Here is a 15697-nt window from a genome sequence, read left to right as displayed (position 1 = left end):
CTCTGGCTGGCTAAGCGAAAGAACAATTTTTAGGAGTTAGTATGCAACTCAACGCATCTGAAATCAGCGAGCTGATCAAGAGCCGGATCCAAGGCCTTGGCGATACCGCTGAGATTCGCAATCAGGGCACGGTCATTTCCGTGTCCGACGGTATCTGCCGTATCCATGGTCTGTCCGACGTGATGCAAGGTGAGATGCTGGAATTCCCGGGCAACACCTTCGGCCTGGCGCTGAACCTGGAGCGTGACTCGGTGGGCGCCGTTATCCTGGGCGAATACGAACACATCTCCGAAGGCGACCTGGTCAAGTGCACCGGCCGCATCCTGGAAGTGCCGATCGGTCCTGAACTGAAGGGCCGTGTGGTCAACGCACTGGGCCAGCCGATCGACGGCAAGGGTCCGATCAACGCCAAGCTGACCGCCCCGATCGAAAAGATCGCCCCGGGCGTGATCGCGCGTCAGTCCGTGTCGCAGCCGATGCAGACCGGCCTGAAGTCGATCGACTCCATGGTGCCTGTCGGCCGTGGCCAGCGCGAGCTGATCATTGGTGACCGCCAGACCGGCAAGACCGCTGTTGCGATCGACGCCATCATCAATCAAAAGGGTCAGAACATGACCTGCATCTACGTTGCGATCGGCCAGAAGGCTTCGTCGGTCAAGAACGTGGTGCGCGCACTGGAAGCCCACGGCGCGATGGAATACACCATCGTCGTGGCAGCAACCGCCTCCGAATCGGCAGCGATGCAATACGTGTCGGCCTACTCGGGTTGCGCCATGGGCGAATACTTCCGCGACCGCGGCCAGGACGCCCTGATCGTGTATGACGATCTGTCCAAGCAAGCCGTGGCTTACCGTCAGGTCTCGCTGCTGCTGCGCCGTCCGCCGGGCCGTGAAGCTTACCCTGGCGACGTGTTCTACCTGCACAGCCGCCTGCTGGAACGTGCTGCCCGCGTGAACGCCGACTACGTCGAGAAGTTCACCAACGGCGAAGTCAAGGGCCAGACCGGTTCCCTGACCGCACTGCCGATCATCGAAACCCAGGCTGGTGACGTTTCCGCCTTCGTTCCGACCAACGTGATCTCGATCACCGACGGCCAGATCTTCCTGGAAACTTCGCTGTTCAACGCCGGTATCCGTCCTGCGATCAACGCCGGTATCTCGGTGTCGCGCGTCGGTGGCGCTGCCCAGACCAAGGTCATCAAGGGCCTGTCCGGCGGTATCCGTACCGACCTGGCACAGTACCGTGAACTGGCTGCCTTTGCGCAGTTCGCTTCCGACCTGGACGAAGCCACCCGCAAGCAGCTGGACCGCGGTGCGCGCGTGACCGAACTGCTGAAGCAGGCTCAGTACACCCCGCAATCGATCTCGATCATGGCCGTCACCCTGTTCGCCGTCAACAAGGGCTACATGGACGACGTCGAAGTGAAGAAGATCCTGGCCTTCGAGTCGGGTCTGCACAACTTCATGAAGACCAGCCACGCTGACCTGCTGAAGAAGATCGAAGACACCAAGCAACTGGATAAGGATGCTGAGGCAGCCCTGGCAGCCGCCATCGCTGACTTCAAGAAATCCGGCGCGTACTAATTCTTACTGAAGCTATAAGGAGTCTTACTCATGGCTACAGGTAAAGAGATACGTGGCAAGATCAAGAGCGTAGAAAATACGAAGAAGATCACCAAGGCGATGGAAATGGTCGCGGCATCCAAAATGCGCAAGGCGCAGGACCGGATGCACGCAGCCCGCCCGTACAGCGACAAGATCCGCAACATTGCGGCCAACCTGTCGCAGGCCAATCCGGAGTACGTGCACCCGTTCATGGTCCAGCAGGATACGGCCAAGCGCGTTGGTTTCATCGTCGTCACGACCGACAAGGGCCTGTGCGGCGGCATGAACACCAACTCGCTGCGTCTGTTGACCAACAAGTTCCGTGAACTGGAAGGCCAGGGCAAGGCCATCGAAACCGTCGCCATTGGCAACAAGGGTTTGGGTTTTCTGAATCGCATCGGCGCCCGTGTGGCCGCCAACGTGACGCAACTGGGTGATACGCCGCACCTGGAAAAGCTGATCGGCCCCGTCAAGGTGCTGCTCGACGCTTACCAGGAAGGCAAGCTGGACGCGGTGTACCTGGTGTACACCAAGTTCATCAACACGATGAAGCAGGAAGCCACCCTGCAGCAGCTGCTGCCGCTGACCAGCGACAAGCTCAAGGCTGACGAGGGTGCGCACTCCTGGGACTACATCTATGAGCCCGATGTGCAATCCGTTGTGGACGAACTGCTGGTGCGTTACGTCGAAGCGCTGATCTATCAAGCCGTCGCCGAGAACATGGCCTCCGAGCAATCGGCACGCATGGTCGCGATGAAGGCCGCCAGCGACAACGCAGGTAGCGTGATCGGTGAGTTGAAGTTGGTCTACAACAAGACTCGCCAGGCCGCCATTACCAAAGAGCTGTCGGAAATCGTCGCCGGTGCGGCTGCGGTCGGCTGATCAGCTGGCGTAGCGTAGCGAAACAGAATTTAAATTTTATCTATTGAAGGAACGAAAATGGCTGATGGCAAAATCGTTCAGTGTATCGGCGCTGTGGTGGACGTGGAGTTTCCGCGCGATGCGATGCCCAAGGTTTACGATGCCTTGAAATTGGAAGGTTCGGATCTGACCCTGGAAGTCCAGCAGCAGCTGGGCGACGGCGTGGTTCGTACCATTGCGCTCGGTTCGTCGGACGGTCTGCGCCGCGGCCTGACCATCTCGAACACCGGCAAGCCGATCACCGTGCCCGTCGGTACCGCGACCCTGGGTCGCATCATGGACGTGCTGGGCAACCCGATCGACGAATGCGGTCCGGTCTCGCACGAGCAAACCGCTTCGATCCACCGCAAGGCTCCCGCGTACGACGAACTGTCGCCCTCGCAAGAGCTGCTGGAAACCGGCATCAAGGTCATTGACCTGGTTTGCCCGTTCGCCAAGGGTGGTAAGGTTGGTCTGTTCGGTGGCGCCGGTGTGGGCAAGACCGTGAACATGATGGAACTGATCAACAACATCGCCAAGGCGCACAGCGGTCTGTCCGTGTTCGCCGGTGTTGGTGAGCGTACCCGTGAAGGTAACGACTTCTACCACGAAATGGCAGAAGCCAAGGTGGTGGACCTGGAAAACCCGACCAACTCCAAGGTCGCCATGGTCTACGGCCAGATGAACGAACCGCCGGGCAACCGTCTGCGCGTGGCGCTGACCGGCCTGACCATCGCGGAAGGTTTCCGTGATGAAGGCAAGGACGTGCTGTTCTTCGTCGACAACATCTACCGTTACACCCTGGCCGGTACCGAAGTGTCCGCGCTGCTGGGCCGTATGCCTTCGGCCGTGGGCTACCAGCCGACGCTGGCCGAAGAAATGGGCCGCCTGCAAGAGCGTATCACCTCGACCAAGACTGGCTCGATCACCTCGATCCAGGCCGTGTACGTCCCTGCGGATGACTTGACCGACCCGTCGCCGGCAACCACCTTCGCCCACTTGGACTCGACCGTCGTTCTGTCGCGTGACATCGCCTCGCTGGGTATCTACCCCGCCGTCGATCCGCTGGACTCGACCTCGCGCCAGCTGGACCCGCAAGTGGTCGGCCAGGAACACTACGAGACCGCCCGTGCGGTCCAGGGTACCCTGCAGCGCTACAAGGAACTGCGCGACATCATCGCGATTCTGGGCATGGACGAACTGGCACCGGAAGACAAGCTGATCGTCGCCCGTGCTCGCAAGATGCAACGTTTCCTGTCGCAGCCCTTCCACGTCGCCGAAGTGTTCACCGGTTCCCCGGGCAAGTACGTTTCGCTGAAGGACACGATCAAGGGCTTCAAGATGATCGCCAGCGGCGAACTGGACCACCTGCCGGAACAAGCGTTCTACATGGTCGGTACCATCGACGAAGCAATCGAAAAGGCCAAGAAGATCAACTAAGACTGGCCATGCCGTCGCAGGCAGCGGGTGCATAGCCCGCTCCGGTGGCGGCAGGTAAGTACACATTGATTCATTGGCGCCGCTCCTGTTCGCAGGAGCGGTCCATCGACTAGGAAACGACATGGCACATACTATTCACGTGGACGTGGTCTCGGCGGAAGAGGAAATCTTCTCCGGCGAGGCAGAATTCGTCGCGTTGCCGGGCGAAGCGGGTGAACTGGGTATCTATCCCCGTCACACCCCGCTGATCACGCGCATCAAGCCAGGTGCTGTCCGTATCAAGGTCGCGGGCCAGGCGCACGAGGAATTCGTGTTCGTGGCCGGCGGTCTGCTGGAAGTGCAGCCCGACGCCGTGACCGTGCTGGCCGACACCGCCATCCGTGGTGCCGACCTGGACGAAGCCAAGGCCGCCGAAGCCAAGCGTCTGGCCGAGGAAGCGCTGGTGAACCGTGACTCCAAGATCGACCACGCCGCAGCCCAGGCCGAACTGGCCGCCGCAGTGGCACAGCTGGCCGCGATCCAGAAGTTGCGTCAGAAGCGCTGATCGGCAGCGGCGTTCTTCCTTGCGAAGCACGCCTGGTCCGGTAGCACAACAGCACAGCAGCACAGCAGCACAGTATTACCGCAGGAATGCAGTACGTGAAAAGGCAGCTTCGGCTGCCTTTTTTCATGCGCGCTCGATCCGCTCAGACCGGCCTTCCTTTGGCCGCTCCCCGGGCTCACAGTGATTGCCGAGCTGACCAGGCCTGCCGGTTTCTGGCACTTTGAAACAATCTGCATCAAACCTTCCCCAATGCCGCGTCCACTGGCGCTGCGGCCACTGCCATCCTCGGGTAAAGTGCCCGGATGGTGAAGAAAAGAACCAATTCCTTCCAGCCAGATCATTTAAAGCATTCGCCCCTTTCAAACCAGCCGGACAGGAGCCCTCATGTCGCCAGCTGTACCCGCATCTTCCGCATCCTCTTCCACGGCCAGCCCGCGCCAGCACGGCAAGCCCATCATTGCCGTGGTCGGTCTCTCCAATCGCCCCGAGCGCGCCAGTTTCGACGTGGCGGCCTACATGCAGTCAGCGGGCTATCGCATCGTGGCCGTCAATCCCATGTACGCTGGCCAGACCATCCTCGGCGAACACTGCCACGCCAGCCTGCAGGACGCCAGCGCGGCCTTGGCCAGCGACGGCTTGCGCATCTCCATCGTCGATTGCTTCCGCAAGTCGGCCGACATCCCGCCGGTGGTGGAGGAGGCCATTGCGATCGGCGCCGAATGCGTCTGGATGCAACTCGACATCGTCCACGAAGAAGCGGCGGCGCGCGCCCGTGCCGCCGGGCTGAAGGTAGTCATGGACAAGTGCATCAAGATCGAACACGCCATGGGCCAATCCCACGGCGTGTTGTAAGACGTCACCGGTCCCAACCGGAAATGATTTATAACGAAAAAAGCGAGACAGCATGGCAAAGAAAATCGGCCCGCAATTCATCGTCCATCCCAAGTTCGTCCTGAAGGAAAGTGAAGCCTCCACCAAGCCGCTCTCCAGCGGCGACAAGGAAACCGACCGCGCCACCGTGCAGCGCCTGGCAGCCGAGATCGGCCTGCAGCAGCAGATGCTCTACGCCGGCCACAAGCACAAGGTGCTGGTGATCCTGCAGGGCATGGATACCAGCGGCAAGGATGGCACCGTCAATGACGTCTTTGCGGCCGTCAATCCGCAGGGCATCCGCATCGCCAACTTCAAGGGGCCGACGGCCATCGAACTGGCACACGATTACCTCTGGCGCGTGCATGCGCAGGTACCGGTGGCGGGGGAGATTGCCGTCTTCAATCGCAGCCATTACGAGGATGTGCTCATCACCCGCGTGCACGACTGGATCGACGACAAGGAGTGCAAGCGCCGCTATCGCCAGATCAACGACTTCGAACGCATGCTGTGGGAAACCGGAACGGTGGTGTTGAAATTCTTCCTGCACATTTCCAAGGCCGAGCAGAAATCACGCCTGCAATCGCGCATCGATGATCCCAACAAGCACTGGAAATTCGATCCGCAAGACCTGGCCGAGCGCAAGTTCTGGGATGCCTACCAGCAGCGCTACCAGGAGGTGCTGCGCCAGACCAGCACCCTGCATGCGCCCTGGTATGTGGTGCCGGCCGACTCCAAGACCCACCGCAACCTGCTGGTGGCCAATGTGGTCCTGGAGACGCTACAGAAGCTCAAGCTGCGCTTCCCCGACCCCAAGCCCGAACTCAAGGATCTCAAGTTCGATTGAGGCCGGGCGCGAGTCAACCGGCCCTTACTTGATCACTTCAGCCACTTGTCGAAGATGCGCTGGTATTCGCCGGTCGCCTTGGCCAGGTGCAGCCAGGTATCGACATAGGCCTTGAAGGCGACATCGCCGCGCGGCAGCAGGTAAGCCTTCTCGGCGAACTGCAGCGGCTGGTCAGGCTGCACCGGGCACAGTTCCGGATGCAGCTTGGATTGCCACAGGGTCTCGCTGGCATCGGTGACCATGACATCGGCCTTGCCATCGATGATCTGCTGGAAGATGGTGACGTTGTCCGGATGCTGGAGCAGGGTCGCATTCTTGTAGCGGGCCTTGGCAAAGCGCTCGTTGGTGCCGCCCGGGTTGACGATGGCGCGCGTGCCGGGCTGGTCGATCATGTCGAAGTTGCGGAACTTGTCCTTGTCGGCACAGCGGATGATGGGCGCTTTTCCATCCACCATGACCGCCTCGGAAAAGGCCGCCCGGCGGGCGCGATCCAGGGTGATCGAGACACCACCCATGGCCACGTCGCACTGGGCGATGAAGTCATTCATCAGGGTGCTCCAGGTGGTCTTGACGAACTGCGCCTCCACGCCCAGCGACTTGGCCAGCGACTGGCCGAGCTCCACGTCCATGCCTTCGAAGGTCTGGTCGGGACGATAGTAGGTGAAGGGCTTGTAGTCCCCGGTCATGCAGATGCGCAGCTTGCCGGCCTTGATGACCTGGTCCAGGCGTGAGGCAGGGATGGCGTCGTCGGCACGGGCCGCCGACAGCGTCAGGCAAAGCGACAGGGTGGCCAGGCCTGCGAGCAGGGCGGTGCGGATGATGGACTTCATGGAAGCTCCTCGTGGATGATGATGGACAGGGACGTTGGCATTGCATTCGGTCCGCTTCTTGTTCATTGGAAGGACCGGCTGGCGACAGCCATCGGATCATAGCAAAACCGCGCGCCACGACCTGCATCAATATCAGCGCACGCTGATAGCGACAATTAGCCGGAAGCCATGCGCGGAGGATGAGATAATGCCGGATTGTCGTCAGACCGCATTGCAGGCCGACCATGTCCTCCTCTTCTTCCATGTCCACCTTCGCTCCGCTCAAAAACGATACTTTCCTGCGTGCGCTGCTGCGCCAGCCCACCGACTACACGCCGCTGTGGCTGATGCGCCAGGCCGGCCGCTACCTGCCGGAATACCGCGCCACGCGCGCCCGTGCCGGTTCCTTCATGGGCCTGGCCACCAATCCCGACTACGCCACTGAAGTCACGCTGCAGCCGCTGGAACGCTATCCGCTGGACGCCGCCATTCTCTTCTCCGACATCCTCACCGTGCCGGACGCCATGGGCCTGGGCCTGTATTTCGCCGATGGCGAAGGTCCCAAGTTCGAGCGCCCCTTGCGCGACGAGGCGGCCATCCAAGCCCTGCAGGCCCCCGACCTGGGCAAGCTGGACTACGTTTTCAAGGCCGTCACCCAGATCCGCCGCGAGCTCGATGGCCGCGTGCCCCTGATCGGCTTCTCCGGCAGCCCCTGGACCCTGGCCTGCTACATGGTCGAAGGCGGCGGCTCGGATGATTTCCGCCTGGTCAAGAGCCTGCTCTATCGCCGCCCGGACCTGATGCATCACATCCTCAAGACCAATGCCGATGCCGTGGCCGCCTACCTGAACGCGCAGATCGCCGCCGGTGCGCAGGCCGTGATGATCTTCGATACCTGGGGTGGCGCACTGGCCGATGGCATCTACCAGCAATTCTCGCTGGCCTACATGCAGCAGGTGGTCGGCCAGCTGCAGCGCCAGCAGGATGGCCAGCAGATCCCGGTGATCGTCTTTACCAAGGGCGGTGGCCTGTGGCTGGAGCAGATCGCCGCCATCGGCGCCGATGCCGTGGGCCTGGACTGGACCGTCAACCTGGGCGAAGCCCGCCGTCGCGTGGGCGACAAGGTGGCGCTGCAGGGCAACCTCGACCCCAACGTGCTCTTTGCCGGTGACGACGCCATCCGCGCCGAAGTGCGCAAGCTGCTGGAGTCCTTCGGACGCCCCGGCGCCGGCAGCGGGCATGTCTTCAACCTGGGCCACGGCATCTCCCAGCACACCCCGCCGGAAGCGGTGGCGACCCTCGCGCAGGCCGTGCACGAGATCAGCCGCTCGCTGCGCGGTTGAACGTGCGCGTATCTGTCGTTATCTTTTCGTATTTGTGCAGTTTGCCAAGTCCATATGCACATTCGTGCCACTGGCGAGGGACTTATGCACATACAGGCAGAATTTTTGACTGAGAATCAAATTTATTTGAATATGAAGGATTGCGCAGAGGGCTCCTTTGTAACCCATTGATTTTATTGGGTTTAATTTTTTGGCTTGCAGAGGCATTTTTGCTGAAAGATGCACTGGCCGTGGCTTGCGAGCTTGTCAATAGGCAGTTGCCCACAAAGTTATCCACAGACGCTGTGTATAAGACCCAAAAGCGTTTACAAAACCGCTGCTTATCGAAATCTTTGAAGGTTTACTTTAAGTTTGTAGGACAGTGAGATAACGGCCTGCCGGCCAAAGCCGACAAAATTCTGTCGGTCAGGACTTGACAAACGCTGGGCACATTGCCCCTTGGTGCAGACTTATGCACACAGGAAGCACCAGCGCCATGCGCAAAGCTTCCATGCAAAAATATTTTTCGTGCTTGAAGCCTCGGATGCAAGTCATTGATTTCATTGGCTTAATTTTTTGCCCTCGATTTGGGCAACGCATCGCAAGCCGCAGCCAGCCTGCGCGGGGCGATGTCAAGTGGCACTTGTCCCCAAAGTTATCCACAGCGTATGTGGATAGGTCCAAAAATGACGATGAAACCGGGGCTTAGCCCGGTTTTTCAGGATTGACTTTAAGTTCGTGGAACAACGCCTGCTCCAGGTGGCGCTCGATACGCCCCTGCATACCGTCTTCGATTACCGCTGGCAGCCGGCCACGCCGGCGGAGCCCATGCCGGCCATCGGCCAGCTGGTGGTGGTGCCGTTTGGCCGCCGTGAAGCCGTAGGGGTGGTGGTCGGCCATGCGGATCAGACCGACTTGCAGGCCGACAAGATCAAGGACGTCATTGCCGTGCGCCACCAGTTGCCGCCGATGTCGGCGCACTGGCTGGCGCTGTGCGGCTTCGCGGCCGACTACTACCAGCGCCCGCTGGGCGAGGTGATGCTGCCGGGGCTGCCCAAGAACCTGCGCGCCCTGACCACCGTGGCGCTGGACAAGGCGCTCAAGGCCCTGGGCCGTCTGGTCGCGCCCAAGAAGACCAAGGCGCGCCGCAAGACCCGCGCCGAGGCTGAAGCGATCACCGCCGAGGCAGCAGAACCCGGCCTGCAGGCTGCACCCGATCCGCTCGAGCTGGGTGAGGCACCGCCCCTGAACCCGGCCCAGCAGCAGGCCGTGGACGCCATCGCCGGTGCCACGGGATTCGCGCCGTTGCTGCTGTACGGGGTCACCGGCAGCGGCAAGACCGAGGTCTACCTGCAAGCCGCCGCCACCATCCTGCGCCGTGCGGCCGATGAGGCGGCACAGGGCAACAAGGAAGCGCCCACCGGCACGGCCGACCCTGGCCAGCCCGCCCCGGCCCCCGCGCAGATCCTGGTGCTGGTGCCCGAAATCAACCTGACCCCGCAACTGGAAGGCAACATCCGCGCACGCTTCCCGCACCTGAACGTGGTGGCGCTGCACAGCGGACTGGCCGAGGGCGAGCGCGCCCGCAACTGGCTGGCCGCGCACTTGGGCCAGGCTCACATCGTGCTGGGCACGCGGCTGGCGATCCTGTCTTCGCTGCCATCCCTGAAGCTCATCGTCATCGACGAGGAACACGATCCCTCCTACAAGCAGCAGGAAGGACTGCGCTATTCCGCGCGCGACCTGGCGGTGTGGCGCGCGCACCAGCTCGGTATTCCCGTGGTGCTGGGCTCGGCCACGCCCTCGCTGGAAACCTGGCATCACGCCCAGGCCGGCCGCTACCGCCGCCTGGAACTGCGCCAGCGCGCAGCCCAGCAGGCGGTGCTGCCCACCGTCAAGGTGATCGACATGGAGCGCGACAAGCCCGTCGACGGCCTCACCGCCGGCCTGATCGCCGCCGTGCGCAAGCGCCTGGAGCAGGGCGAGCAGTCGCTGCTGTTCCTGAACCGCCGCGGCTATGCGCCGGTGCTGGCCTGCGATGCCTGCGGCTGGATCAGCAACTGCATGCGCTGCGATGCCTTCATGGTGGTGCACCGGCCCGAGCGCCGCCTGCGCTGCCACCATTGCAGCCTGGAACTGGCCATCCCGCGCGCCTGCCCGACCTGCGGCAACGTCGACCTGCAGCCCTTGGGGCGCGGCACCCAGCGGGTGGAGGAGGGATTGGGGGCGATTTTCCCCGGCGCGCGCGTGTTGCGCATCGATGCCGATTCGACCCGCCTGAAGGGCTCGGCCCAGAGCGCCTTCGACAGCGTGCACCGGGGCGAGGTGGATATCCTGGTCGGCACCCAGATGGTGGCCAAGGGACACGACTTCAAAAAACTCACGCTGGTGGGCGTGCTCAATCCCGATACGGCGCTGTTCTCGCACGACTACCGCGCCAGCGAACGGCTCTTTGCCCAGTTGATGCAGGTTGCCGGCCGCGCCGGACGGGCCGGGCTGTCCGCGGATGGCAGCTCGGGCGAGGTGCTCATCCAGACCCGCTATCCGCATCACCCGCTGTATCAGGCCGTGATGCGCCACGATTACGACGGCTTTGCCGGCGACCTGCTGGACGAGCGCCGCCAGGCCCATTTCCCGCCCTTCATGTACCAGGCCCTGCTGCGCGCCGAGGCGCGCGAGCTGGATACGGCCATGGGTTTCCTGAAGGAGGCCGCCGCCCTGTTGGACGCCCCCGCCATCACCATCAACGAACCGATCCCCATGACCATGATGCGGGTGGCCAACGTGGAGCGGGCGCAGTTGCTCATCGAATGTCCATCACGCCCGGCGCTGCAAGGCTTCCTCAAGCACTGGCTGGCCGAGTTGCGGCAACTGAAGACGCGGGTGCGCTGGTCGCTTGAGGTCGATCCGGTCGATATATGAAGGCAGCCCGGCCGCAGGCGGGCCCCCGGCGCATCGTGAAATGCCCGGTGAAGTTTGTTGCAAAATTGACCTAAGCGCTTCCAAGTGAGGCTGCACGCTTTGTTGTGATTGCGCCATCTTTATGGAACAGAGAGCTTGCCTGTGTGCAAGCTGCTTGCTCGGGCAGCCAACATGGTGCGCCTAGCCGGTATAATCTCGGCTGCTCAACCAATTGCAAGCGATCCCTCCGCGCGGCGCAGCCTGCCAGACCAGCGCCTCGGCCGCTTCCGCTTTACCCCTCATTCCCATGCTCGCACAACAGAAACAACGCATCTCCGACCTGTTCTCGTCCGCCTTGCAGCCGCTGCTGGCTGATAGCGGCCTGACCCCGACCATCACCCTGGAGCGTCCGCGCGATGCCTCGCACGGCGACATCGCCTGCAACATCGCCATGCAGCTGGCCAAGCCGCTCAAGAAGAACCCGCGCGAGCTGGCGCAAGCCATCGTGGCCGCCGTCATGGCCGACCCGGCGCGTGAAGGCCTGGTGGAGTCGGTCGAGATCGCCGGCCCCGGCTTCATCAACCTCCGCGTGGCGGCTGCCGCCAAGCAGGCGGTGGTCAAGGTGATCCACGAACAGGGCGAGGCTTTCGGCCGTGGCAGCCTGGGCGCTGGCAAGAAGGTGCTGGTCGAGTTCGTCTCGGCCAACCCCACCGGTCCGCTGCACGTGGGCCATGGCCGCCAGGGCGCGCTGGGTGATGCGCTGTCCTCGCTGCTGGAAGCCCAAGGCTATGACGTGCTGCGCGAGTTCTACTACAACGATGCCGGCGTGCAGATCGCCACGCTGGCCACCTCGGTGCAGGCGCGTGCGCGCGGCTTCAAGCCGGGTGACGCCGAATGGCCCGAGTCGGCCTACAACGGCGACTACATCGCCGACATCGCCCGCGACTTCCTCGACAAGAAAACCGTCTCGGCCAGCGATGGCGAACCCGTCACCGGCAGCGGCGATGTGGAAGACATGGAATCGATCCGCCGCTTCGCCGTGGCCTACCTGCGCCACGAGCAGGACCTGGACCTGCAGGCCTTCGGCGTGAAGTTCGACAATTACTACCTGGAGTCCTCGCTCTACGCCGACGGCAAGGTGGCCGCCGCCGTGGAGGCGCTCATTGCCGCCGGCAAGACCTACGAGCAGGATGGCGCGCTCTGGCTGCGCACCACCGACTATGGCGACGACAAGGATCGCGTCATGAAGAAGACCGACGGCACCTACACCTACTTCGTGCCGGACGTGGCCTATCACATCAACAAGTGGCAACGCGGCTACGGCAAGGTCATCAACATCCAGGGCAGCGACCACCACGGCACCATCGCCCGCGTGCGCGCCGGCCTGCAGGCTGCCGGCGTGGGCATCCCGCAGGGCTATCCCGACTACGTGCTGCACAAGATGGTCACCGTCATGCGCAATGGCGAAGAGGTCAAGATCTCCAAGCGCGCCGGTTCCTACGTCACCCTGCGCGACCTGATCGAATGGTCGGCCGGCGAAGCGGTCGAGGGCCAGGAACGTGATCTCACGCGCGGCCGCGATGCGGTGCGCTTCTTCCTGATCTCGCGCAAGGCCGATACCGAGTTCGTCTTCGACGTCGACCTGGCCCTGGCGCAGTCCGATGAAAACCCGGTCTACTACGTCCAGTACGCCCATGCCCGCATCTGCACCGTGCTGGGCAAGTCGGGCGTGGATGAAGAAGCGCTCAAGACCACGGCCGACCTGTCGCTGCTGACCGCCCCGCGCGAAGCGTCGCTCTTGGCCAAGCTGGCCGAGTATCCGGACATGCTGGCCCATGCCCTGCAGGAACTGGGACCGCACCAGGTGGCCTTCTACCTGCGCGATCTGGCAGGCGAACTGCATAGCTACTACAATGCGGAACGCGTGCTGGTCGACGATGTCCCAACCAGGTCTGCACGCCTGGCGCTGTTGTCCGCCACCCGCCAGGTGCTGCGCAACGGCCTGGCATTGTTGGGCGTATCGGCTCCGGCCAGAATGTAAAACAAGCAGCTAAAGAGAAACGTGAAACCGTTGAACGCGAAATATCACAAGCAGGCCGGCGGTACGCTGCTCGGCCTGATCCTGGGTTTGATCGTCGGCCTTGGGATCGCCGTGGGTGTGGCACTGATGATCACCAAGTCGCCCATCCCCTTCGTCAACAAGGTGACGCGCCCCGAGCGCGCCGACCCGACACCGGCCCAGGCGGCCGATCCCAACCGTCCGCTCTACGGCAACCGCGACATCGCCCGCGAAGCAGCGCGCGACCAGCAGCAGTCGCAGACGCCGGTGCCGCCCAATACGGCCGCCGCGCAACCGGTGCCGCCAGTGGCCCCTACGCCGCAGCCCACCCCGGCACCGTCCAAGCCGGAGACCAAGACGGCTGACGCCAAGCCCTCGGCCACCACGCCTGCGACCCCGGCCGCCAAGAACGACACCAACGACGACAAGTGGACTTACTTCCTGCAGACCGGTGCCTTCCGCGACCAGGCCGATGCCGAAAGTGCCCGCGCCAAGCTGGCCCTGCTGGGCTTCGAGGCCAAGGTCACCGAACGCACGGCAGACAGTGGCGTGCTTTACCGCGTGCGCATCGGTCCCTTCGAGCATGCGGAGTCGATGAACCGCACGCGCAGCAAGCTGTCCGATAACGGGGTCGATGCCGCCATCGTGCGCATCCCCAAATAAACAGATCGCACCGTGGATGCCGGCGGCAGGGGATAACCGACCGGCACGACGGGCTTGGAACGGCCCCAGGCCGATTCCGCCGACTATCCATCAGAGAGGGTAATACCATGCGTTTCCATCAAAAGCTGCTGGCTGCGGTCAGCTTCGGCGTACTGGCTGTCACCGCCAGCGTTGGCGCTTCGGCCTCGCCGGCCAATCCGCAAGTGGGCAGCGACTACCGTGTGCTGGAGCAGGCCCAGCCGACCGACTCCGGCAACAAGGTCGAAGTCACCGAATTTTTCTGGTTCGACTGCCCGCACTGCGCGGCCTGGGATCCGTCGCTGACGGCGTGGGTCAAGAAGCAGGGCGACAAGATCAGCTTCAAGAAAGTGCCGGTGGCCTTCCGCGACAGCTTCGTGCCGCAGCAGAAGCTCTACTACACGCTGGAAGCCATGGGCAAGGCCGATGAACTGACCCCCAAGATCTTCCAGGCCATCCACGTGGAAAACCAGCGCATCAACACCGACAAGACCATCCTGGCCTACATCGAGAAGATCGGCCTGGACAAGCAGAAATTCCTCGATCTGTACAATTCCTTTGGCGTGCAGACCAAGGCCCGCCGCGCGGCCCAGCTGCAGGAAGCCTACAAGGTCGACGGCGTGCCCATGATCGCCATCGATGGCCGTTACGTGACTTCGCCGGCCGTGGTCGGCGTGGCCCTGGCCAACCAGCCGGAATCGATGCAGCAAGCCGCCGCCCTGCAGGTGATGGATCACCTGGTGGCCAAGGTGGCTGCTGAAAAGGCCGCTGGCAGCACCCCCGCGAAAAAGAAATAAGCTTCACCCGTTCCACACGGTCCGCGTCCGCAAGGCCGCGGACCGTTGTCATTTGGGCAGCAGAAATTACCTAAACCTTCAACTCACCTCAGGAGCAGGCATGGCCAACCCTCTCGTCGTTGCAGCCCAGGAACGCGTGTTCCTGACCGGCGCCTCCAGCGGTATCGGCATGGCCCTGGCGCAAGCCTACGCCCGCCGTGGCGCCATCCTCGGCCTGGTCGCGCGCCGCACGGCCGAGCTGGAAGCCCTGCGCGCCAGCCTGCCGCATCCGGAGCGGCACCGCGTCTATGCCCTCGACGTGACCGACCATGCGGCCCTGGCCGCCGCCGCCGAAGCCTTCCTGGCCGAGTTCGGCGGGGCAGACGTGGTCATTGCCAACGCCGGCATCTCGCAAGGCACGCTGACCGAATATCAGGAAGACCTGCCGGCCTTCGAACGCATCCTGGCCGTCAACGTCACGGCCACCTTTGCCACCTTCACGCCCTTCGTGGCCCGCATGAAGGCCGCGCCGCCCGCGCAGCGCAATCGCTGCCGTCTGGTCGGCATCGGCAGCGTGGCCGGCATTCGCGGCTTGCCGGGGGCGGGGGCCTACAGCGCTTCCAAGTCGGCCGTCATCAGCTACTGCGAATCGCTGCGGGTGGAGCTGCGCTCTTCGGGCATCAAGGTCGTGACCATTGCGCCGGGCTACATCGATACCCCGATGACCCGCGTGAACACCTATCCGATGCCTTTCCTGATGCCCGTGGAGCGCTTTGCCGAGCGTGCCGTCGAGAGCATCGCCGAGGGCGTGAGCTATCGCGTCATCCCGTGGCAGATGGGAGTGGTGGCCAAGCTGCTGCGGCTGCTGCCGAACTGGCTGTACGATATCGCCTTCGCCCGCGCGCCCCACAAGAAACGCAATCTGTAAATCTGGCGGCTGCGGC

General features: G+C 62.9%; 14 protein-coding genes. 12 read left to right on the top strand and 2 right to left on the bottom strand.

The annotated features are described in order from the left end of the window. Nucleotides 1-41 precede the first annotated feature (41 nt). The 4 genes from atpA (at nt 42) to MKD49_RS13820 (ending at nt 4488) form a co-directional block, all read left to right on the top strand. Nucleotides 42-1583: a F0F1 ATP synthase subunit alpha gene (gene atpA / locus MKD49_RS13835; RefSeq protein ID WP_034330981.1), complete on the top strand. Its 1542-nt coding sequence runs from the start codon at nt 42-44 to the stop codon at nt 1581-1583. A gap of 30 nt (nt 1584-1613) precedes the next feature. After that, on the top strand, nt 1614-2486 hold the full coding sequence (gene atpG / locus MKD49_RS13830) for a F0F1 ATP synthase subunit gamma (protein WP_034330979.1): 873 nt from the start codon (nt 1614-1616) through the stop codon (nt 2484-2486). A 57-nt stretch (nt 2487-2543) separates the two neighbouring features. Further along, on the top strand, nt 2544-3944 hold the full coding sequence (gene atpD / locus MKD49_RS13825; protein WP_008332979.1) for a F0F1 ATP synthase subunit beta: 1401 nt from the start codon (nt 2544-2546) through the stop codon (nt 3942-3944). Between the two features lie 121 nt (nt 3945-4065). Then, on the top strand, nt 4066-4488 hold the full coding sequence (locus tag MKD49_RS13820; protein WP_008332978.1) for a F0F1 ATP synthase subunit epsilon: 423 nt from the start codon (nt 4066-4068) through the stop codon (nt 4486-4488). Here the strand turns inward: MKD49_RS13820 and MKD49_RS13815 are convergent. After that, nucleotides 4476-4829, bottom strand: a complete 354-nt coding sequence (locus MKD49_RS13815) for a hypothetical protein (protein ID WP_252696565.1) — start codon at nt 4827-4829, stop codon at nt 4476-4478. The genes MKD49_RS13820 and MKD49_RS13815 overlap by 13 nt on opposite strands. A 43-nt stretch (nt 4830-4872) precedes the next feature. Between MKD49_RS13815 and MKD49_RS13810 the strand changes: the two genes are divergently transcribed. Next, nucleotides 4873-5340: a CoA-binding protein gene (locus tag MKD49_RS13810; RefSeq protein WP_252696564.1), complete on the top strand. Its 468-nt coding sequence runs from the start codon at nt 4873-4875 to the stop codon at nt 5338-5340. A gap of 52 nt (nt 5341-5392) precedes the next feature. Beyond that, nucleotides 5393-6205 carry a polyphosphate kinase 2 family protein gene (locus MKD49_RS13805; RefSeq protein ID WP_034330975.1) on the top strand — a complete coding sequence of 271 codons (813 nt, stop codon included), beginning with the start codon at nt 5393-5395 and terminating at the stop codon, nt 6203-6205. A 32-nt stretch (nt 6206-6237) separates the two neighbouring features. Here the strand turns inward: MKD49_RS13805 and MKD49_RS13800 are convergent, their stop codons facing one another. Continuing rightward, nucleotides 6238-7035 (bottom strand): transporter substrate-binding domain-containing protein, encoded by a 798-nt coding sequence (locus MKD49_RS13800; protein ID WP_121040742.1) that lies wholly within the window; start codon nt 7033-7035, stop codon nt 6238-6240. Nucleotides 7036-7259: 224 nt separating this feature from the next. Between MKD49_RS13800 and hemE the strand changes: the two genes are divergently transcribed. The 6 genes from hemE to MKD49_RS13770 all read left to right on the top strand — a co-directional run bounded on the left by hemE (nt 7260) and on the right by MKD49_RS13770 (nt 15681). Beyond that, the gene (gene hemE, locus MKD49_RS13795; protein ID WP_252696563.1) at nt 7260-8357 is read left to right on the top strand and encodes a uroporphyrinogen decarboxylase; all 1098 of its coding nucleotides are present in this window, start codon (nt 7260-7262) and stop codon (nt 8355-8357) included. A 717-nt stretch (nt 8358-9074) separates the two neighbouring features. After that, nucleotides 9075-11258 carry a primosomal protein N' gene (locus tag MKD49_RS13790; RefSeq protein ID WP_252696562.1) on the top strand — a complete coding sequence of 728 codons (2184 nt, stop codon included), beginning with the start codon at nt 9075-9077 and terminating at the stop codon, nt 11256-11258. Nucleotides 11259-11544: 286 nt separating this feature from the next. Continuing rightward, nucleotides 11545-13278, top strand: a complete 1734-nt coding sequence (gene argS, locus MKD49_RS13785; protein WP_134137043.1) for an arginine--tRNA ligase — start codon at nt 11545-11547, stop codon at nt 13276-13278. Between the two features lie 21 nt (nt 13279-13299). Beyond that, nucleotides 13300-13959: an SPOR domain-containing protein gene (locus tag MKD49_RS13780; RefSeq protein WP_121040734.1), complete on the top strand. Its 660-nt coding sequence runs from the start codon at nt 13300-13302 to the stop codon at nt 13957-13959. A gap of 107 nt (nt 13960-14066) precedes the next feature. Continuing rightward, a complete protein-coding gene (locus tag MKD49_RS13775) occupies nt 14067-14774 on the top strand; it encodes a thiol:disulfide interchange protein DsbA/DsbL (RefSeq protein ID WP_252696561.1) in 708 nt (235 codons plus the stop codon). 100 nt (nt 14775-14874) lie between these two features. Beyond that, nucleotides 14875-15681, top strand: coding sequence for an SDR family oxidoreductase (locus MKD49_RS13770; RefSeq protein WP_121040730.1), 807 nt, complete (start codon nt 14875-14877; stop codon nt 15679-15681). Nucleotides 15682-15697 lie beyond the last annotated feature (16 nt).

Origin of the sequence: Herbaspirillum sp. WGmk3, assembly GCF_023952535.1 — a bacterium.
GTDB classification, from domain to species: Bacteria; Pseudomonadota; Gammaproteobacteria; order Burkholderiales; family Burkholderiaceae_D; genus Herbaspirillum; species Herbaspirillum huttiense.
This window is presented reverse-complemented; position numbering and strand designations above follow the sequence as displayed.